Source organism: Paraburkholderia sp. BL23I1N1, from assembly GCF_003610295.1.
Classification (GTDB): Bacteria; Pseudomonadota; Gammaproteobacteria; order Burkholderiales; family Burkholderiaceae; genus Paraburkholderia.
Window position 1 is genome coordinate 6,819,958 of record NZ_RAPV01000001.1, and the last position, 20,666, is coordinate 6,840,623.

General features: G+C 65.3%; 16 protein-coding genes. 6 read left to right on the forward strand and 10 right to left on the reverse strand.

Annotation, left to right across the window (positions count from 1 at the left end):
* The first annotated feature begins 43 nt into the window (after positions 1–43).
* Positions 44–1,084 carry an amidohydrolase family protein gene (locus B0G76_RS31830; RefSeq protein WP_120295997.1) on the forward strand — a complete coding sequence of 347 codons (1,041 nt, stop codon included), beginning with the start codon at positions 44–46 and terminating at the stop codon, positions 1,082–1,084.
* 8 nt (positions 1,085–1,092) lie between these two features.
* Positions 1,093–1,761, forward strand: a complete 669-nt coding sequence (locus tag B0G76_RS31835; protein WP_120296945.1) for an RraA family protein — start codon at positions 1,093–1,095, stop codon at positions 1,759–1,761.
* A gap of 30 nt (positions 1,762–1,791) precedes the next feature.
* Here the strand turns inward: B0G76_RS31835 and B0G76_RS31840 are convergent, their stop codons facing one another.
* The 6 genes from B0G76_RS31840 to B0G76_RS31865 all read right to left on the reverse strand — a co-directional run bounded on the left by B0G76_RS31840 (position 1,792) and on the right by B0G76_RS31865 (position 7,136).
* Positions 1,792–2,646 carry an AraC family transcriptional regulator gene (locus tag B0G76_RS31840; RefSeq protein ID WP_120295998.1) on the reverse strand — a complete coding sequence of 285 codons (855 nt, stop codon included), beginning with the start codon at positions 2,644–2,646 and terminating at the stop codon, positions 1,792–1,794.
* Between the two features lie 22 nt (positions 2,647–2,668).
* Positions 2,669–3,382, reverse strand: coding sequence for an alanyl-tRNA editing protein (locus tag B0G76_RS31845; RefSeq protein ID WP_120295999.1), 714 nt, complete (start codon positions 3,380–3,382; stop codon positions 2,669–2,671).
* Between the two features lie 163 nt (positions 3,383–3,545).
* Positions 3,546–4,376 (reverse strand): hypothetical protein, encoded by an 831-nt coding sequence (locus tag B0G76_RS31850; RefSeq protein WP_120296000.1) that lies wholly within the window; start codon positions 4,374–4,376, stop codon positions 3,546–3,548.
* 212 nt (positions 4,377–4,588) lie between these two features.
* The gene (locus B0G76_RS31855) at positions 4,589–4,996 is read right to left on the reverse strand and encodes a hypothetical protein (protein ID WP_120296001.1); all 408 of its coding nucleotides are present in this window, start codon (positions 4,994–4,996) and stop codon (positions 4,589–4,591) included.
* The gene (locus tag B0G76_RS31860) at positions 4,993–6,183 is read right to left on the reverse strand and encodes a cupin-like domain-containing protein (protein WP_120296002.1); all 1,191 of its coding nucleotides are present in this window, start codon (positions 6,181–6,183) and stop codon (positions 4,993–4,995) included. The genes B0G76_RS31855 and B0G76_RS31860 overlap by 4 nt, the downstream gene beginning before the upstream one ends.
* Positions 6,177–7,136, reverse strand: a complete 960-nt coding sequence (locus tag B0G76_RS31865) for a TylF/MycF/NovP-related O-methyltransferase (protein WP_220700784.1) — start codon at positions 7,134–7,136, stop codon at positions 6,177–6,179. Before B0G76_RS31865 ends, B0G76_RS31860 begins: the two co-directional genes overlap by 7 nt.
* A 266-nt stretch (positions 7,137–7,402) precedes the next feature.
* On the opposite strand from B0G76_RS31865, the gene B0G76_RS31875 reads away from it, so the two are divergent.
* From B0G76_RS31875 to B0G76_RS31885, 3 genes are all read left to right on the forward strand, one after another.
* Positions 7,403–8,155: a DUF3455 domain-containing protein gene (locus B0G76_RS31875; RefSeq protein WP_259460785.1), complete on the forward strand. Its 753-nt coding sequence runs from the start codon at positions 7,403–7,405 to the stop codon at positions 8,153–8,155.
* A gap of 24 nt (positions 8,156–8,179) precedes the next feature.
* Entirely contained in the window at positions 8,180–9,268 is a 1,089-nt protein-coding gene (locus B0G76_RS31880; protein ID WP_120296005.1) for an LLM class flavin-dependent oxidoreductase, read from the forward strand.
* Positions 9,269–9,437: 169 nt separating this feature from the next.
* On the forward strand, positions 9,438–12,662 hold the full coding sequence (locus B0G76_RS31885) for a hypothetical protein (RefSeq protein ID WP_120296006.1): 3,225 nt from the start codon (positions 9,438–9,440) through the stop codon (positions 12,660–12,662).
* A gap of 11 nt (positions 12,663–12,673) precedes the next feature.
* On the opposite strand, the gene B0G76_RS31890 is transcribed toward B0G76_RS31885, so the two are convergent.
* Genes B0G76_RS31890 through B0G76_RS31900 form a run of 3 tightly spaced genes read right to left on the reverse strand, consistent with a single transcriptional unit; the run spans position 12,674 to position 17,132 of the window.
* Positions 12,674–14,035: a polysaccharide pyruvyl transferase family protein gene (locus B0G76_RS31890; RefSeq protein ID WP_120296007.1), complete on the reverse strand. Its 1,362-nt coding sequence runs from the start codon at positions 14,033–14,035 to the stop codon at positions 12,674–12,676.
* A complete protein-coding gene (menD, locus tag B0G76_RS31895; protein ID WP_120296008.1) occupies positions 14,035–16,035 on the reverse strand; it encodes a 2-succinyl-5-enolpyruvyl-6-hydroxy-3-cyclohexene-1-carboxylic-acid synthase in 2,001 nt (666 codons plus the stop codon). Before menD ends, B0G76_RS31890 begins: the two co-directional genes overlap by 1 nt.
* Positions 16,035–17,132, reverse strand: a complete 1,098-nt coding sequence (locus B0G76_RS31900; protein ID WP_120296009.1) for an aromatic ring-hydroxylating dioxygenase subunit alpha — start codon at positions 17,130–17,132, stop codon at positions 16,035–16,037. The genes menD and B0G76_RS31900 overlap by 1 nt, the downstream gene beginning before the upstream one ends.
* A gap of 494 nt (positions 17,133–17,626) precedes the next feature.
* On the opposite strand from B0G76_RS31900, the gene B0G76_RS31905 reads away from it, so the two are divergent.
* Positions 17,627–18,730: a response regulator transcription factor gene (locus tag B0G76_RS31905; RefSeq protein WP_259460786.1), complete on the forward strand. Its 1,104-nt coding sequence runs from the start codon at positions 17,627–17,629 to the stop codon at positions 18,728–18,730.
* Positions 18,731–18,835: 105 nt separating this feature from the next.
* Here B0G76_RS31905 and sctC read toward each other — a convergent pair whose 3' ends face one another.
* The gene (sctC, locus tag B0G76_RS31910) at positions 18,836–20,626 is read right to left on the reverse strand and encodes a type III secretion system outer membrane ring subunit SctC (protein ID WP_120296010.1); all 1,791 of its coding nucleotides are present in this window, start codon (positions 20,624–20,626) and stop codon (positions 18,836–18,838) included.
* Positions 20,627–20,666 lie beyond the last annotated feature (40 nt).

Here is a 20,666-nt window from a genome sequence, read left to right on the forward strand (position 1 = left end):
AAGCACACACATTACTCAGGAAACCAAACGGATTGTTTACGCCATGATCATCGATTGCCACGGTCACTACACCACTTCGCCGCCACAACACGAGGCTTGGCGTGCGCAGCAGATTGCCGCGCTGAAAAACGGCGGCTCGCCGCCACCGCGCCCCGTCATTACCGACGACGAAATCCGCGAGAGCATCGAGACCGGCCAGATTCGCATTCAACGCGAACGCGGCACCGACCTCACGATTCTTTCGCCGCGCGCCGCCGGCATGGGGCATCACCTCGCCACGGCCGAAGCCAACGCGGTCTGGTCGAGCGAATCCAACGACCTCGTCCATCGCGTGGTGTCGCTGTTTCCGCGCAACTTCGTCGGCGTGTGCCAGTTGCCCCAGGCGCCGGGTGTGGCGCCTGGCAATTGCATCGACGAATTGCGGCGTTGCGTGGAAGAACTCGGTTTCATCGGCTGCAATCTGAATCCGGATCCGTCCGGCGGCCACTGGTCGGGGCTGCCGCTCACGGACCGCTCGTGGTATCCGCTCTATGAGGCGATGGTGGAACTCGACGTGCCGGCGATGATTCACGTGTCGTCCTCGTGCAATCCGAATTTTCATGCGACTGGCGCGCACTATATCAACGGCGACACGTCCGCGTTCATGCAGTTGCTGCAGGGCGATCTGTTCGCCGACTTCCCCACCCTGCGCTTCATCATTCCGCACGGCGGCGGCGCGGTGCCCTATCACTGGGGTCGCTATCGCGGACTTGCGCAGGACATGAAGCGGCCGCTGCTCAGCGAGTATCTGATGAAGAACGTGTTTTTCGATACCTGCGTGTACCACCAGCCCGGCGCCGAACTGCTCGCCAAGGTGATTCCGGTCGAGAACATCCTGTTCGCGTCGGAAACCATCGGCGCGGTTCAGGGTATCGATCCGGAAACCGGCCACTACTACGACGACACGCGGCGCTACATCGACGCGATCGAATGGCTCAGCGCCGCGGACCGTCAGCGTATCTACGAAGACAACGCCCGCGCGGTGTACCCGCGGCTGTCCCGTCAACTCGAACAGCAATTCGCCACACAGGGGGCAACGGTATGAATCTCACTATGAATCCCATCGGCTGGCGCGAACACGAATCCGCGCCACAGGCCAGCCCGGCAACGCTCGACGCATTGCGTGAACTGGCGGTTTCGCTGCTCAGCGACAACATGGCGCGCGCGAGCGGCATGGTCGGCCTGCGGCCGTATCACCAGCCCAAGCCGATGGCCGGCACCGCGGTCACGGTCCACACCCGCCCCGGCGACAACCTCGCGATTCATCGCGCGTTCGATTTTTGCCGGCCTGGCGATGTTCTCGTGATCGACGGCGTCGGCGACCTGACGCAAGCGCTAATGGGCGACATCATGGCCAGCTTCGCTGAGAGCCTGGGCGTGCAGGGCCTCGTGATCGATGGAGCGATCCGCGATGTCGGCGCTTTGCGTCAGCGCGATTTCCCGGTGTACGCGCGTGGCGTGACGCATCGCGGCCCCTACAAGAACGGGCCGGGTGAGATCAATGTGCCGGTCACGGTAGGCGGGATGGTGGTTCATCCCGGGGACATCATTGTTGGCGATGAAGACGGTTTGCTCGCGATCTCGCCGGCCGACGTCGAAGCGGTGATCGAAGGCGCACGTCGGCAGCATGCGAAAGAAACGGCGGCGTTGAAGTCGATCGCCAATGGGTGTTTCGACCGTTCGTGGGTCGTGCCGCATCGCGACCGGATGATGAACAACTGAAGGCACGCGCAGCGCTGCGTTGAAACGTGCCTAATGTCCAGGCTTCAACGCCGCATACGTCCCTGGCGTGATCCCATAGGCGCGTTTGAAAAGCCGGTTGAGATGGCTTTGATCGTAAAAGCCCACGGCCGCGGCGGCGGCTGCCGCGCTCTTTCCCGCCGCGAGCATGCGTTTGGCCGCGAGTAGCCGCACCTGGGTCGCGTAGGCGTGTGGCGGCAGTCCGAACTCTTTACAGAAGGCCCGCGTGAGGTAATAGCGGCTCAGCCCCACCAGTTCCGCCAGTTCGTCGACCGGAATATCGCGCGCGTAGTTGGCGGCGACGTACTCGCGCACTTGCGCCATCTTGCGCGCTTCGCGCCGACCTTCACCGAGCTCCTGCTGCGATTGCCCATATCGTCCGACCAGCATTCCCATCGCCGCCCACCAATTCGCTTGCCGCTCCATCAGCGAGACCGCGCCGTGTTCGTCGAGACTCGCATGCGCCTTGACCAGCAGACCGGCAAGGTGCGGATCCTGATAGAGCCCCGGCGGAATCAGAAGCGGTTTATCGGCGCGCGAGTCGGGCGAAAACACCGCGCCCAACGCACCCAGGCCTTCCATGTCGAGATAGATGGCGCGGTAGATCCATTCGCGGCCTTCCCACACCTCGCCGCTGTGATATTCGCCCGGTCCGAACACGAGCACGCTGCCTGGTCCCGCGACCTCGCTGCCAATGCGCGTATGACATTGGCCCGCGCCGGTTTGCGTCATGACAATGACGAGTTCGTCGTGGAGATGCCGGTCGAATTTGTGCTCGCCGTAACGCGCGCTCGCGAGACAGGCGCCGTCGAGCGCGCTATCCCGCCAGCACACTATTTCCGGCTCGCTTTTATCCGATGTGTCCATGGGTCGCTCTCCGGGATGCCCCTTAAACCAGCTCTATTCTCACCCGGCGATTGCGGCGCCCTTTGTTCTCGATCTTCACGATGCGGATCGGTCTCGATTGCGCCGTATTGGTCAGATGCGTGCCACCGCAGGCCTGCCGGTCCAGGTCGCCGATTTCGACGATCCGCACCGTGCCGTCGGAGGTCGGCGGTGGCGCCACCGAGAGGCTGCGGATCAGGCCCTGCGTCGACTTCGCTTCCGCTTCGCTGACGTAGTAGGTCCGCACCTCCATAGCGCTGCGGATTACCTCGTTGGTGGACTCCTCCAGCAGGCGAAGCGCGTCGTTATCCGCCTCCGGCAGATCGAAGTCCATGCGGGCGGTGCCGTCGGCATTGATCTGCGCGCCGGTCACGAGCGCACCGGCGAAACGCTGATACACGAGCGCGTTGAGAATATGCGTGCCTGTATGAAGCTGGGCGACGGCGGCGCGCCGGGCCGCGTCGACGGCCACGTGTACGTTGCCGCTCAGTTCGAGGGGCTCGTCGAGCAGATGCCAGAGCATGCCGTCTTCCGGTGCAATGCCGGTAATGCGGACGGTGCCGTGCGCATGCGTCAGCGTTCCCGCGTCCGACACCTGCCCGCCGCCGCCCGGGTGCAAGGCCGAGCGGCCCAGCACGACGGCGCCGGGCCGCGAGGCGATCACGCTCGTTTCGAACTCGAGTAGGTCCGGCTGCTCATGGCAAAGATAGTGCGGCACCTTGATTTCCTCGCATGAAATGACTGATTACGTCTAGCATACTCAGTCTTACGGGAGGTCGTCTTGGTTAAAAATGCCCTGTGCGGTTTAGGGGCGGATCGTGGTCGCCCCCCTTTCTGACCAGACGAATCGCTGTGAAGCGGCTCGCCAGATCCTTCCGCGACTACACGGACAGCGGCTGCTGAAGGTTCAGATCGGGCATGTTCACCGATAAATCCGGGTTCAGGTTAAGCAAACTGGACGAACCGCTACCGGAATTCATCTGGTCGAGGCCGCCTTGCGCGGCCCACTGGAAGTTGCCCACGCCGGAAATGCCGTCCGCACCGGACACGTCGTGCGTCTCGATCTGCTTATAGACGTCCGGATTCTGCAGCATGTACGAGGCCGCGGCCGACACGTCCGGCGGCGTACCGGCGGGCGGATTGTTCGCCAACTGGTAGAGCTGATCCGGATCGAGCGACGAGATGCCGTTCTGGCTCATATAGCTCGACAACGCGCCGGACGCGCTTTGCGCGTCCATCATGGCGCCTTGCGTCGTGGTCGAATTCATCGTATCGGTAGTGCTCGGCGACGGCTCGCTGTCGAGACCGCCTTGCGCGGCCCACTGGAAGTTACCCACGCCGGAAATGCCATCCGCGCCGGACACGTCGTGCGTCTCGATCTGCTTATAGACGTCCGGATTCTGCAGCATGTACGACGCCGCGGCCGACACGTCCGGCGGCGTACCGGCGGGCGGATTGTTCGCCAGTTGATAAAGCTGATCCGGATCGAGCGACTTGATGCCGTTCTGATTCATATAGCTCGCGAGCGTGCCCGACGCGTTCTGCGCCATCGCGTTCTGCCCCATCGAAGACGAACTTTGTTGCAGCGCCTGCTGGATCATCGTATCGATTTGCTGCTCCAGTTGCTGGATGGACTGGTCTTCCGACGAGAACGAAGAGTCGAGGCTGGGCGTGGAGAAACTGGAGACGGGGTCGTTGGTGATAGCGGTCATGGGGTCCTCTGCAAGGAAAGACAGACCGCCATCGCTCAAGCGGGCGTGAAACGGAACACAGCGGCGGTCCGGGGTCGTCTAATGCTAATTGGGCAAACCAGGCCGGTTTCCGCCCGCGCGAACAGCGGGCTGAAAATGCGAAGTCATATTCGCGCGAGGGCGCTGCGTATCGCCGCATGTAGCCGACATACAGCGACACGCAGCGCGGCGCCTCACTGGACTTGTGCGGCGCCGCGCGCGGCCTGCGCTTCGCAGTAGGCCAGGTACTTGTCATAGGCCTGCTGCGGCGGCATTTTGGCGTACTGGCCGTACAGACGGTCGATAAAGGTCGTCAATTCCGCCTGCGCGTATAGCTGCCGTTCGATCGGCATCGCGGCCGCCACACGCTGCGCCTTGCGCAACTCGTCTTCCTTGCTGACGCCCGCATCGCGGTCCTGCGCGATCAGCTTCGCGTTGTTCGCGCCCATCGTGCAGACCTGGGTCATCGCCGACGAAGGCTGCGCCTGTGCGGACAATGGGCTCAGCGTCACGGCCGACACAAGCAGCGCGGTCACGGCAACGCCTCGTACGATGGGCAGAAAGCGCACGCGACGTGGGTCGCTTCGGGTTACGTCGATCATCCGGTCCTCGTTGTGTTCAATGTGTTCAATGCACTCGATGGTGAAAGCGTTCTGGCGGCCAGCATCGTCGCCGCCGTTTCGTCGTCGGCAAAGCGGCTGATCGACAGCACATGATCCAGCGCCCAGACGCAATGAAACCAGCCGGTTGGAATCACCAGCAGATCACCCGGATCGAGCACGACGTCCACGCCTTTCGCCTCGGCAAAACGTGGAAAACGCGTCAGATCGGGGGCGGCTACGTCGACGCGGCAGGGCCGGTAAGTGTTGAATGCATCGAGGGCGTAGACGGCGTTTTCCTGAGCGGGCGCATAGAGCCGTACGCGCTTGCGGCCGTGAATCTGCGCGAGAAACGAATTCGCCAGATCGCAGTGCAAGCGCGTGACCAATGAGACCCCGCTGGCTCGCCCGAACCAGAGTTGCCCCGCGCCGAACAGGTGCGTCGGCAGCGTCGGCCAGGAAAAGCGCGCTTCCCATGCGGGCGGCAGCAGGCAACCTTCCGTGTACGTGGCGGCGCCTGCGTCGGCGAAGCGCTGCGTGGTGAAACCATCGATAAAGTCCGCAACGGTTTGAGGGAGCCCGCTCGACGGATCCGTACGCAGCACCGTCGTGCCCTCGTGCGTGTGCCAATCGTCGAGTGTCCAGGCGACTTCGGGCCAGTCCACCATGCCGCGCAACGCCAGCGGGATCGAGGCATCGAGCGTATCCGCGAGTGCCGCGTGCAGGTGCTCGGGTAGATGCTCGTCATTGCCGCCGCTAGCCTGCATGGCCGGCACTGTCGCCAGCACGGCGGGTGCGCGCCGCCGGGCCCGCGCCAGGGCCATACGCGCCGCGGCCGAGGGCCGCTTGAGCAATTGCAGCCAGTAAGCCGCGAGACGCTCGGCGCCGTCGACACGCACGCCGCCGAGCGCCATCGCCGCCGCACTGCGCGGATCGAAGCCCGTGGGGTCGTCGAGCATCGCGCTCAACACAGCGCGGCTCAACGTAATGCGAGCCACGGCGTAGTTCGCGCCGTCGGAAGGAATCGGTGTGGACACGATCATCGGACCGAGCGTGAAACGGTGGCTGGCATCCGCGCAATCGCTGACGATCAGATCGACGGCCACCGCTTGCGGCGGCGCCACGTAATGCTCGCCGAGCCGCACCTCCAGAAGTGCGATGAGTTCGGCATGCGCCATCACGCTCACCATGGCTTGCGCCAGTAGACCGCCTGTCCGTTGACACGCGTCAGCGGTGCGTCGATGCGATGCATGGCGCGGTATTCATCGACGGCGCGCGCGCAGCCGGTCGGCAGGCCGTAGTCGTCGACGATCACGAAGCCGCCTGGCGACAGACGCGGATACAGGGCGTCGAGCGCCACGCGGGTCGACTCGTACCAGTCGCCGTCGAGCCGCATCAACGCGAGGCGCGCGATCGGCGCGCCCGGCAGCGTCTCGGCGAACCAGCCCGGCAGGAAACGCACGCGCCGATCGAGCAGACCGGCGCGCGCGAAGGCGTCGCGCACGGCCGCCAGATCGCTGCGCAGCAGGCCGACCGCGCGCATCAGGTGATGCCAGATTGCATCGCGCAAATCCGTGGCCGGGTCCGGCGCGGGCAGGCCCTCGAACGAATCGGCCACCCAGACGTTGCGTCCGGAGCCGCCGAACGCGGTCAGCGCGGCGCGCATCAGAATCGTCACGCCGCCGCGCCATACGCCGGTTTCGATGAAGTCGCCGGGCACGCGTTCGTCGATGACCGCGCGCGCCAACTCGACGACGTTATCGAGCAGCACGTCGTCGCACATCGTCAGACGGCGCGACTCGTGGTGCATGTGGTTGAGCGCGTCTGCCATGCGCGACGGTTCGATGCCGGCGACGTCGGCGGCCGGGCGGTGCAGCGGCGCGAGCCATTCGGCGAACACGCGGTCCGCGTCGGCGAGCCGTTCGGCGCAATCGTCGGCGGTGATCAACACGCTAGGGGCCACGGCGGATTGCGCGAGGTCGTCCGTATCGGCGCCGCCGCTTATGTAGCGGCGGATCATGGCCAGATAGGCATAGGCGCGCTCGTCATCGGCGGCGGGGAGCATGAAGGGTTGCCGCTCGGGGACGGAGTCGGACAAAGAAGCGAAAGGGAGACTCGAAGGATTCGGAAGATTCAATTCCATCGCGGGTTCGGGTAGGCGCTCGGGCCGTTATTGAAAGCGCTTCGTGCGGAAAACTGCCGCGAGCAAGGTTGAGCGCGGCAGCAAGCCCGAACCAGTATCGGCCGATGCGAGCCCTAGTCTGGCTGAATCGCGAATGAATGCATGCTCATGCGAACCACAGGCGCGCGTTACGCCGATGTGTCGATGCCTTGCGCCTTGACGCACCAGAATGTGCGCCCACTTCCCTTCGCCCGCTTCGCCGTGTGCGGTTTTCAATGCAGTCTTTCGTGTCGAGCAACACAGCCGCGCGCCGGATCAGGTGTGATGGCAGCATCGCCCGCACGCCCCTTTCGCTAATGACTGGTTTCCCGCCCCGCTCTGCGCCGTTACCGCGTCCATCGACGATCTGCCTCGTAGCAGGCGCCCTGCTCACGCTCGCCGGCTGCGCGACCACTCCCAAAACGCCACCGCCGACCGCCGACGAATCCTTGCCCGTGGCCTTGCGCGCCAGCCAGGACGAGGTGCTCCAGGAAGTCATGACCACCCACGGCGACGAAACCTACGTATGCCGGCGCGTCAAGGCCCGCCCGCCCGCCAGCGGAGCCACCGGGCAACCGGATACCCTCCCAGGCGTCGCCCGCGACGGTACGCAACTCACCTGGGATACTTTGGGTTCCGAAGCAATCCTCGTCGACGCCGCCGGCCAAAGCGCCGGCACCGTCGCGCCAGGCCGCTACTTTCTCTCCTACGACGGCAGCTACGTGATCGGCAACGTCGCCGCCGAAAGCCAGGTCGGCGCGAATGCACTGACCTGGGTACGCTACACGGCCCGTTTCGTCGCGGCCCCGCGCCCGGGCGAGGGCCGTTTCGCCGAAATCAGTTCGATCCAGCGCATCGACACTTCGGGCGGTTTGCCGCCGCAATCTTCGTGCGAGCTCGAAGGCGCGCATCTGCTCGTGCCGTACGGCGCGACCTATATGTTCTACCGCGCCAAAGGCCGCGCCCCGGTCGCGCTGTCGGCGAACCGGACCCCGCAATAACGCCAGCCTCGCAGGGAGTCGACGATGCAATTCGGTTTGTTCATGACCTTGCCGGCCCCGGCACCCACGCCCGCAGCCGAGCTTTATCAGCGCGCGATCGCCATGGCCGAGGCCGCCGATACGCTCGGCTTCAGCCACTTGTGGCTAGCCGAACATCACTTCACGAACTACTCGCACTCGTCACGGCCGCTGATGCTGCTTTCGCACATCGCCGCGCGCACCCGCCATTTGCGCCTCGGCTCGGCCATCGTGCCGGTGCCGCTGCATCATCCGTTGGTGATCGCGGAGGAACTCGCCACGCTCGACGTGCTGAGCGGCGGCCGTGTCGAAGCCGGCCTCGGCAGCGGCTATCAACGCTATCAGTACGAGCGCTTCCAGCTCGTCAAAGGCGCCACCTCGGCCCGCGACGACGAAGCGATCGACGTGCTGTTGCAAGCGCTACGCGAACCCCTGTTCTCGCACCACGGCGAGTACTTCGACATCCCCCGCACCGGCCTCGTGCCGCAGCCGCTGCAACGCGCGATGCCGGTGTGGCTCGTCGTCAATTCGAGCCGGCAAGCGTCGGTCGAACAGGCGGTGCGGCGGCGCGCGAATCTCTTCACCGGCGTGCTCGAACCGATTTCGAAGCTGACTGATGTGCGGCGCCAATACCCGGACCTCGCCAGCGCGCTCGCGACCTCACGCATCGGCACGCAGCGCCCCGTGTTCGTCGCGCAAAACGAAGCGCAGGCCCGCGAAGCCGTCGAGCACGCGCGTTGGAACGGACGCGCCACGTTGCGCCTGCGTCACGATATGGGCGACGTGGTGGACGGCAGGGTGCCGGCAGAGCCGCTCCCCGACGAACCGTCCGACGACGCATTGCGCCACGACTTCCTCGTGATCGGCACCGCCGACGAATGCATTCACCAGTTGCGCCGCATTCGAAGCGGGCTCGGTTGTGACTACTTCAGTGCGAGCTTCTGGTTCGGCTCGATGCCGCATGAGATGGCGATGGCGTCGATGCGCCGGTTCGCACGCGACGTGATGCCCGCCTTCGCCGGCGAAGCGGCTGCGGCGGGCACACAGCCAGCGCCGGCACCACGCCCGCAATGGGAATCCACCCTGGCGTGGTGAACGCATTCAGCGCGCATGGCAAGCGTTCGTGCGAACGGCGTTCGCAGCTGTTACGTTCGCATCCTCGGCCCTTACTTCGGACTTCAAGCACCGCAATGTGACGTGGCGATGAAAATTCGTCATCGTCGGTGATCAGCCGATGCGACCGTCCTCACATGGGAGACCGCTCGTGCCATTCGGGATTCGCAACCCTTTCTCACGCGGTGCGCCGCCAGTTCAGCAACAGCAGCCTGCCGGCCCGCAGGCGAATCAGCCGCCGACCGACGCGCCGCTGCCCGACACGCGTGTGGTTGGCGGCCCGCTCGACAAGCTGCGCGCCCTGCGTCACCATCTGCCGGGCGCGTCGGTGCCGGCGCAAGGTGCGCAGGGCGCGCAGGGGCAGGCGCAGAATAGGCCGATGCCGCAAGGCTCGCCCCTCAACGACCTGACCGGCGGCGGCGCGAATCGCGCCTACACGCCGTTCCACGCGCGGACCACCGTGCGCGCGTCGCGGCCCGCGCCAGAAATCGCGCTTGGCCCCGGGCAGACTCGCACGCCGAAGGCCAACGCAAGCACGCCGCTTGGCGTCAACTCGCAGCACAGGGCCAACGTGAAGACGTCGGTCGGCGAGAACGAGCGCGCCGAGCCGCAAGCGCACGCCGAGTTGCGCAACGTGGCCGATGCCGACGAGCATCTCCGCGCGAGCTTTCCGGCCGAAACGGGCACCCAGTTCGCAACCGATCGTGACGCGCTGTTGAACGACATTCGCGAAGCGATTCCGCAAGCTCAGCGCGGCAACCCGCCGCTCGCGAAGGCGCGCTTTCTCGGTCACGCGCTCGCCGAAGCGACGGGCGGCAACGTGCAACGCGCGAGCGACGTGCTCGGCGTGCTGCAAGGCACGATCCCGCACCCCAATGCGCAGCAGGAGCGCGATGCGTTCGCGACGCGCTGCGCGATGGCGCGCTCGCGAGCCTCGTTCCGCGCGCTGCGCGACGTCGAGACGGCCCCGCAGATGGGCGGCGCTATCCACGGGCCCACCGACCGCGACCGCAAGGTCCACGCGGAAGCCGACTGGCAAACGTTGCGCGCCGCCAGCACGTTGTTGTCGGCGTGGCCGGCCGGCATGGAAAAACCCGGCTCGCTGCGCGAACTCAGCGAAGCGGCCAACGCCATGCTGCCGCCCGCCGAACGCGATCCCAATACACAAGTCGCGCAAAGCCAGCAGCAGGCCGCGATCAGCCTGGCACTGGCGCCGCATGCGCAGACCGCCAAGGCGATGCTGTGCGGCAACGCGTTGCTCGGCAGTCCGCGCGCCCAGCCGGAAACGCGCTTTCGTTCGGCGTACCTGGCACATCGCAACGGGATCGCCGAAGCCGATGTCGGCCAGGTGCAGAACCGCATGTACTCGCTGGTCAAGCACGCGCAACGCAACGCGACGTCAGCGCGCACCGGTTCGTGGATGAACCGCACGGCGCAGCGTTTTCGCAGCGGCGTCAAGCAAAGCTTCGGCCACGACAAGGACCCCATCTCGGCGCTCGGCATGGGCACTGCTGGCGGTCTGATGGATCATCCGAACAAGGACTTCAGCACGCTGCAATCCATCGACGCGGTGGTCGACGTGCTGAATACGCAGGTGGTGAGCGCGCCGCACCGGCGGGTCGGCGAAGCGCCGGACAACGCGACGATGACCGCCGCCGTGCGCGCCGCCGCGCTGCGCCAGTGGAAGGCGGGCATCGGCACCAAGGGCTGGCTGCGCGACGATACGAAATTCGGTCGCCTGCAACGCAACCAGATTGCCGGCGACGTGGCGACCGCGCTGCGCATCGACAAGGATGCGGTGCGCAACAGCCCGGCGTTCCGCGATCTACCGAAGATGAACGCCGAGACGCTGCGTAACTGGGCAACCGACGCGGGCGCGACGATGAACACGCCGATCGGCTCGACTGGCCGCACGCTCCGCGAAAATCTCGACCGCATGCAGGCGATCCGCCAGGATCCGGTGGCGACGCCGGCCACGCCGCAAGGCAACATCGATTCGCTGTGCCATCTGGTCGAAAACGTGCCGAAAACATGGAGCGTGCAGATGTCGAGCGGCGGCGTCTATGGGCTCGACGCGAACATCTCCGAGAACATCGCGACCGCGCTCGGCCTCGTCGGCGCGCCAGGCGCGTCGGTGGCACCGGACGTGCGCTACCTGAAAGGCCGTCACGCGGTGCTCGAAGTCGGTTCCACCTCGCATCACGGAGAAATGTTCATCGGCACCGACAACCGCAAGTCCGCGCACATCGGTGTGGGCGGCTTCATCGGCTGGTCGCTCGCGGGCGGCAAGGCGATGGCGAGCGGCTACGGGTCCCTGATCGGCGGGCGCGACACCAGCAATCCGCGCGGCGTGGTGATCCGCACGCCGTTCGCTCAGACCGGCAACAACGACCCCGAGGCCTGGCGCGGCAAGATGACCGACGTGGTGCGTACGCTCGGCAGCTCCGGTACGGGCGGACAACTGCCGCGCACGAAGGACGAAATGTGGAACGGCATGGCGGACAGGTTCTTTGCCGATCCGGACGTGTCGATCGGCTGGGTCGACAACAAGAGCAGTTCGAACTATGGCGCGCTCGCGGCGACAGGCGGCGCGCGTTATGTGACCCCGGCCAACGTCAAGTTCGGGCCGCTTGTGACAGTCGAAGGCGTCTTCAGCAAAAGCAAGGCCCACGCGACCGATCAGAGCGGCGCGCGCAATGTCGACAAATCGAGCAGCAGCCATCGCGCGGCGCTCAACGGCAGCGCCACGCTGGTGGCGAGCGCGCCGCCCGTGCCGACCGGCAACTTCGGTCCGTTCAACTCGCTGTCGTTTTCGAGCGCGCCCATGGTCGGCATCGGCACGACCTTGATGCAGACCGGCACCGGCTCGACGCTGCGGCTCTACGAAGAGAACGGCGACATCGTGCCCGAGCGCACCTATCGCGACACCGAGTTCACCTCCGTCGGCAATTACCTGCAATACATCGACAGCCGCAATGCTGCATGGGCGCATTCGATGAACGACGACCAGGCGGCATTGGACACGTATCAGAGCAAGGTCAAGCTCAACGCGACGCGCGGCAATCAGTACTATGGCGAGCGGCAGCGCATCGTGCCGCAAGCCGCCGCCGAAATCAACGCGTATCGCGGCACGCTGCGGATGTTCGAGCAAGGCGGACGCACGCCGACCCAGGACGAGCAGAAGGAAATGCTGCGGATTCGCGGCGAGATCGCAAGCCTGCTCGAGGCACCGACAAGCTGGACGAATCATGCGCTGTACAGTTACGAGTCGAATTCGGCGTCGCGCACGTCGGGGCTCTCGTATGTCGGCACGGCGCAAGCAGTCAAGCAGGTCAGTGCGCAGCGGGAACTCAGTTTGTTGGAGACGCGGGTTTGAGTTGAGCGCGCCTAGCCTTCGAGCGCGGCGCGCACCCGCTCGCCGATCGCATCGAATCGGGCTCGTTGCAAGCGCGCGTAGTCGTCGTATGCGGCAATCAAGGCGTTGCGCACACTTTGATCCTGCAGCGAGGCGATGGCCGCGAGCGCGGCTTGGGCACCGTTGTCGTCATCGCAGGCCGCGCTCCATGACGCGCAACCCGCTTCGCTCAGCAGACGCTCGATGCGCGCGTCCATCGACAGCCCGAACACCGGCACGCCATGCGAGATCGCGAGCACGGCCGCGTGATAGCGCGTCGTCACCACACACGCGGCATGCGCAACGGTGGCGGCCACTTCGTCGAGCGTATGCGGGCCGCGCGCGACGATGTCGATTGGGAATGGCACGCGGGCCGCGAGATCGACACACGCGCTGCGGTCGAGTTGCTCCATCCCCACCAGCGTCGGCGCGTAACCTTGCGCCTTCAAGCCAACCGCGATCTGCGCGAAGCGATCGAGATAGGCGTGACAGGCCTCGGCGCGCGCCGCGTCCCAACTGTGAAAATGCAACTGCCCATAGCGCATCGGCGATGACTCGCCGCGGGCGTCGAGTTCGCGCGCCCGCGCGGCATCGGCGCGCACCGGCCACCAGAACGGATTGTTCGGACATAGCGCGACGCGTCGCGGAGCAGACGCCTCGTTGCGTGCATCGGCCAGCGCCCGATATGTCCACGCGGTATCGGCACCCACTTGCGCGAGCACGCCGAGCGACGCGAGTTGCGCACGCGCCGCTTCGTTGCGGCAAATGATTTCGCCGGCCTCAGTATTGCGTTCGACAAAGCGCGTGAGCGCCACGCTCATCGTGCCGCTATCGACGCCATACGCAATCGCCGGCCGCCCATGCGCATGCGCGAGCGCAATCCCGCCGATCAGCACGCCGGCCAGCGAATCGGAAAACTTCGACGTGTACGTCGAGCCTTCTACGTTCAGCACGAGATCGGCATCGCGCACGGCGGCGTCGAGCGCGTCGGGCAGGTAAGGCAGCGAAGGCGTGAGCCGCGGCGTGCCGGCCAGCAGCGGATGATCGAAGCAATCGCCGAGCGCGAACAGCGTGATGCGGGGCTCGCGCGGCGCGAGCAGACAGCGCAACTGGGCAATCGTTTCGATCGTGCGCAGGTCCGCGCCGGTGTTGCCTGCGCCGCTGTAGCCGAGCAGCAGCACGCGCGGCGCGTCATGATCGGCGCCGGGATCGCTGCGGACGGGCATGCGCCGCGCCGCGTTGATGCGTTGCTGCATGTCGTCGAGAAAGACCTCATCTGGTGCGGGTGCCCCCGCATATCGATTCAACGCGGCGAGCGAGCGCTGCAACGGACTCTCGGCGATATCCCAATCCATCACGCCGCTCCCAACGCTTGCGCGAGTTGTTGCATTTGCAGCGCGCCGGAATACGGCTCGACCGCCACTTCGACGATCGTCACGCCAGCGTGATCGCGCGCCTCGGCGAGCGCCTGGTCCAACGCATCACGCGCCTCGACACGGCGATGCGCCAGCCCGAATGCTTGCGCCAGTGCGGCGACATCGAGCTGGTACGGATTGCGGATCGTGCGCCGATAGGCCGGCGCACGTGCAATCGGCAAAAAATCGAAGATCGCACCGCCGCCGTTGTCGACTACGCAGATGCAGGCCGGCGTGCTCACGCGTTGCGCGCTCGCTAACGATGAAAGATCGTGGATCAGCGCCTGATCGCCGAGCAGCAACAGACCCGCATCGCGGCGCACGAGCGCTTCGCCGAGGAACGTCGCCATCGTGCCGTCGATCCCGCTCACGCCGCGATTCACGTAGATGTCCTGGCGCGCGGCGCGTACGTCGTAGCCGATATCGGCGTGACGCATCGACATGGAATTGCCGAGATGGACGAAGCCGAAGCCCGGCGCCGCCAGCACGCGATGAACGGCAGACACCTCGCCCCAGGCGAGCGCTGCGACGCAAGAGCGTCGCTCGCGCGCGCCATAGCCGGCGACGCTTGCCCAGCGATCGCGCCAGGAAAAAGCGACGGGCGCAGGAGGTTGCGTGGAGGCGTTGGGGCTGGCATTGGCATGCGTCTGTCCACGCATGGCTTCGCCCAATGCCGTGGCAATCCCATGCAGCATCGCGGGAGAAGGTGCGACCAGCACGTCACGCGGATCCAGCGCCGCGTGCAGATAGTCGTGCGCCACACGGCAAGGCGCGATCTTGATCGTGGGCACGTCGGCGTGCGTTTCAAGGTACGCGTGCAGCACCGGCATGACCGGTGCGAGGCCGAAGCGCACGACCAGTTCCGCCCGCGCCGATGCCATTCGCGCAGCGCCGCCGAACACATCGAATGCGTTGACGATCAATGCGCCCGACGCACCGCGAGCGGCCGCTTCCGGCGCCAGCGCGGACGGTCCCGATCGCAGCCCGCTGCCCGCATCGGCGAGTACGGGAAAACCGCTCGCCGCGGCCAACGCGAAAATCGCCCCGGGCGGCACGCCCGGTTCGGGGCCGACCACGATTAAGCCGTCGAGGCCGTCACTGAGCGGACGGCTGCCGCGCCTCGCCAGCACGCGCGCCATGACGCGTTCGACGATATGCGTGGGAGACGCCTCCGAAGTCCTGACCTCGGCGCGGGGAGACGCGGGGTGAACATGCGAAGCCGCGGATGCCTGTGCAGCATGGATGGCATCACCCTGCGCCACCGTTGCTCGCGCTACGCGGACCGTCTCGAACGAAACCGGCTGCGTCTCGACCGCATCGTAGACACCCGCCAGCGGCACATTGAGATGCACGGGACCGCGCGTCGGCCGCCTCGACGATGGGTGTGCATCGACACGCGACAAGCTGTCCTCAACGTCGGCCACGCCGTCAACCATGGCAGCAAGCGCTACCGCGAGCGCATCACGGGCCTGCGCAAGAATCTGCACAGAATCTTCGGGATCGGCGAGGTCCGCCTGCGCGCGCACGAACGCGCGGGTCACGCCGAGGTGATCGGCCATCTGGCCAAATCCGGTGCCACGCAACGCACGTGGCCGGTCGCATGTCAGGACGACGAGCGGCACATCGGACGCGTCCGCTTCGGTCAACGCCGGCAATACATTCGCCACCGCCGAGCCGGACGTCGTGACGATCGCGACCGGTTCGCCGCTCGCCTTCGCGATCCCGAGCGCTACGAACGCGCCACTGCGCTCATCCGCGCAGACCATCTCGACGGCGATTCGCGGATGAGCATCGAACGCGAGACACATGGCGCTCGCGCGTCCACCGGGACACAACACGGCATGAAGCACACCGGCCGTACTCAACATTTCGACGATGAATTCCACCCACACCGCGTTAAGCGATTCCCCACTCGCGGCAACATCAAGGACGGCGCCCATCAAGCCACCGCTTGCGACGTGTCCACCACCGGCGTAATCGCAATCGTGCGAGCGGGCACGGACGCCGCGCCCTGCTCCGCTGCAATCAACCGCTCCATCACGCGCCGTGCGCGAATCGCACCGGCGTCGATCGGCAGCAGCGCCGGTTGCATCGCCCAGAAATCGCTGTCGCCGAGATTCTTCTGCTGCGCTTCGAGCATCGGCAGGTCCTCGCACTCGAACGGCTTCATCAGCCCTTCGACGGCATACCGCACCAGTTCGCGCGCCGCGTCGCCCATTTCTTTCGGCAGACCGAACGCGAAGAAGTAATGCGTCGTGCTCGCGGTTTCCGGCGTGAGCCAATGCGCCGACGGCGCGATCAGCCCCGCTACGCGCGGCATGCCGGCCGCGGTCACGCCGACCACGATCGAGAGCAGGCCGGGCGGCGTCCAGCACACGTCCATCCAGCGATCCACCCGCGTACCCGGCGGAATCCCGAAACCTTGCGCGACGAACGGTTGCAGAGCTTCGTCGTACGTGCTGCGGCGCACCCAAACGATGTCGTCGAGATTGCCCGACTGCACGTCGCCGCGCGCAATCGCCTCGCTGCCCAGCGTATCGGGATGCAGAAACTGGAAGTGGCTCAGATCGAGCAGATTGTCGGCGCTCAGTTGATAGTGCGCGCGCGTATGCAGATAACCGTCGTGCGTAACATTAGCGGCGGGATCGACGAACGGGAACGACGGCAGCAATGCCGCGTCGGCGCGCGCGGGGTCGCCCGGCCAGAACCAGATCGCGCCATAGCGTTCGAGCGACGGGTAGGCCCGCACCTTCGCGCCCGCCGGCACCCGGCCGTCGCCGTGCGGATTGCGCACGCACTGCCCGCTCTCGTTAAACCGCAGGCCGTGATACGGACATTCGAGCACGCCGTTCACGATACGGCCACGCGACAGCGGTGCGAAACGATGCGCGCAGCGATCGTCGAGTGCGACCGCGCGCTGTTCGGCATCGCGATACAGCACCACGGGACGACCGAGCAGCGTGCGCGAAAACGGCGCGTCGGCGCGAACTTCGCGTGCGAAAGCGGCGACGTACCACGCGTTTAATAGAAAAGCCATGAGCGCACTCGCAATGGAATCAGCACGGGAAAAAGGACGGCGCGGCGCCGCTTCGCGGCCACCTCATGCGAGTGTAATTAGCCGCTCATCCCACAGATTCAACAAAGCTCATGGAAATGCGAAGCCGCATTGCTTAAAACACGCTTAGCAAATGCTCAACAAAAGTAAATACGGCTTGCAACGCTGAAAGGTACTGCGAACCTTGCTTCGCGTGCGATTCAAGGCGATCGGGGTCTCTTTTACCCACCCGGATTTACGTAACGGTAATTGATACCGCAATTGCGAATAGCCGCGCATCTCCCGTCTAATCGCTGCGATCTTTACGCTTATTCCTCCGATCGGAACGATGCGAAACAAATTGCCAATCTTTCATGCTATTTCAATGCATGTTGGGGTGAAACAATTCGTTACAGCCCTGATATTTTAAGGGCCGTAATTTTCGGGGCAAGCAATGCGGTTTGGGAAGCAACCTTATGCATCCGTCCCGGGAGGGCATGTTGAAATTCGCCGTGATGACTACCAGCAGCAGTCTGTTCAATCTGATTTGCCAATGCTTTCGCGACGATACGATCGAATGCTGCCGCTTCCTCGATGACGTCGCGCTCTCTCGCGCGATCTATCGCGAGGACTATCACGCCATTCTGGTCGACGCGGCAACGGGAATCGATGCGACGCGCGCGGTGTTCGCGCGCCGTGCCTGCTATGGCGACCGCCGCGCGCCGTTGATCGTGATCGGCGCCTTTGCCGATCGCGACAGTATCGAACGGGCCTTCGAAGTCGGCGCCGACGATGTGGTGCTCTCGCCGATCGACCCGGGAGAACTCGAGGTCCGCACCTACCAGGCGTTGCGCCGGTTCCAGTCGCCGCAACCGGTGCAATCCGAAGATTGGGCAGGACTCGGTCCCTATCGTCTTGACCGGCGTACCGGCACGGTGCTGGTCGACGAACGCGAAATCCGCTTGACGGTACGCGAATTCGCGATTGCGTGGCTCCTGTTCTCACGCGCCGGCGAGTATGTGAGCCGCCGGCAGATTGCGGGGGCGATCTGGAGCAGCACGGAAGATATCGTCGGCCGCACGCTCGAACAGCACATCTACAAGCTGCGCAAGAAGCTGGGGCTGAATGGCGCGTCAGGCGTGCAGCTACGCACGATGTATGCGCACGGATATCGCGTCGAGTTGTGCGACGGCAAGGCGGATGCCGAGGCGATCATGCCCGTCCTGGCTCCGGCTGCGAAAACGGTCGATGAGATTGTGGCGATCACGGAAGCGGTGGATGCGATTACGGCAATCACAGAAGCGGCGGGGATCGCCCGCGGCGATGCGACCCGTGAACGCGTCGGCCAGCCCACGCGTCCTGCCCGCACGCTCGACGTGCATCCAGAGGACAGCGAAGCCGCGCGCAGCGCACAGCCGTGGGGTCAGTATGCGGCCATGTGGCACAGCGGCGTGGCGCACATCGTGCACCCCGTTGCGGGCTTCGCGACGTGCGCGGTGGAACGGTCGGACGGCGCTGCATCGGGTGCCGATGCCTCATCCGCGCTGATGTCGTTTTCGATTCCCGCTGCATTGCTGGGCGGCAACTCGCGCCGTCGTTAAGTCACCGCGGGAAGGAAGCATGCAGTCGATGAACGGCTGCCAAAAAAGCACGCGGGGCAAGAGGTGGCATCTGCCGCCCTTGCCCCACGCTTCACCGCCCCCCGCTTACAGATCCAGCACGCGCGGCGACAACAGGAAGACGCGCTCCATATGCGAGCGGGAGTCGTTGTTGTTGCGGAACAGTGCGCCGATGAGTGGAATCTTCGACAGGCCCGGCACACCGGTCACGCCGTTCGAGTTGTTATCCACGCTGTAGCCGGCGATCAACAGGCTCTCGCCCTGACCGACAAAAGCCTGTGTATTGATCTGGCTGCTGGTGATCACAGGAATGTTGTCGACCTGCTGCCCGGTGAGCTGACCGTCTTCGATATGCACTTCGAGCTTGATACGTGTCTGGCCGTCTTCCTGCACCACCATCGGTAGCACGCGCAGCGAGATGCCGGTCGACACGCTATACAGATCCGCTGACGTATAGCCGGATACGCGCACAAAAAACTTGGTCTTGTTGTCCATCACGGCTTCGACGTTGTCGAGCGTCGCGACCTTCGGCGACGCGTCGATCTTCGCCTTCGAGGTGGACTGCATCGCGTTGACGCGCGCCATCAGATAGCGGCCCGCGTCGCCGAGCACGGCGGTGATCGAAGCGCCTACCGGCGTCGCGGAGACCACCGTGGTGCCGTCGGCGAGCGTTGTGGTGCCGAAGTTCGGATTGATCTGGCCGTTCGCGTAACTGTTCTGCTGATACGTTCCGGTGCCGGTCTGGAAGTCGAGATGACTGTTGTGCGCGCGCCAGTCCACACCGATCTGCGCGAGCACGTCGTCGTCGATTTCGATGATGTGCGCTTCGATTTCGATCAGCTTGGGCCGCGTGTCGAGCTGATCGATCAGCGATGCGTACTGGTCGATGCGCTGCGGCGTATCGCGGATTAGAACCGAGTTGGTGGTCTGGTCGGGCTGCATGATCGGCAGAGTCAGATCGCCGCTGCTAGGCTGGCTCGCTTGCGAAGCGCCAGGCGCGTTGCCGTAGCCGACATTGCCGGTGCTGCCGTAGTTGGACGGCTGCGCGTTGCCGACCAGGCCGCCGAGCGTCGCACCCGTGCCGCCCCCCTGGCCATCCGCCATGTTCGGCGGCAACGGCGGTGGACCGCCGCCGTTGGTGGTGCCGCCCACGTCGGTCATCGGCGGAACGCGCTGCATATTCGGCAGCACCGAGGTCTGCGATTGCCCGCCGCCGCCCTTCTCCTGCTTCGCGTGATACATGTTCGACAGCACCGTGGCCACACCCGGCACCGTGATCGTGTTGCCGTCGATCTGCACCTTGTGATCGGCGGCCCATGCGTGCTTCAGCTTGAACACGCGAATCACGGTGCCGCTGCGGCGGTTCGCGTTGTCGTCGAGGCGTCGTGCGATCTCGCTCACCATCTGCACATATTGCGGCGGACCGTTGACGATCGCCGTGCCCGCGCTTTCGTCGTAGACGACCGGGAAGCGCGCGTCGTCGACACTCATGGTGTGCAGCGCGGCGCGCAGATCGGACGCGGAGGCGTGATCGAGCTTGATCACCTGATGCGTGACGTCGTTGGCGCTGCTGATCGACAGCACGCTGCCGTCATAGAACCAGACGAAGCCGAAGGTCGACGCGAGCGTGTCGAGAAAGCGTTGCGGCGACATGTCGAAGCGGCCCGTCACCGCGCCCTGGACATTGCCCGCGATCGACGCGGCCACGCCCTGGCTCGCGGTGAAATCGCGCAGCACGTCTTTCAGGTCCTTGCCTTCGACGGCGATATGCACCGTATTGCTGCGCCATCGCACGGGAGCGGCGTCGGCAAGTTGCAGCGCGCCGAGCGTCAGGGACGCCGCGAGCCACGCGGCGCAGAACAGCGTCTTCGATTTCATGGAGTCGACTGGATGAGGGTGAGGGAAAGAGCCGCGTAAA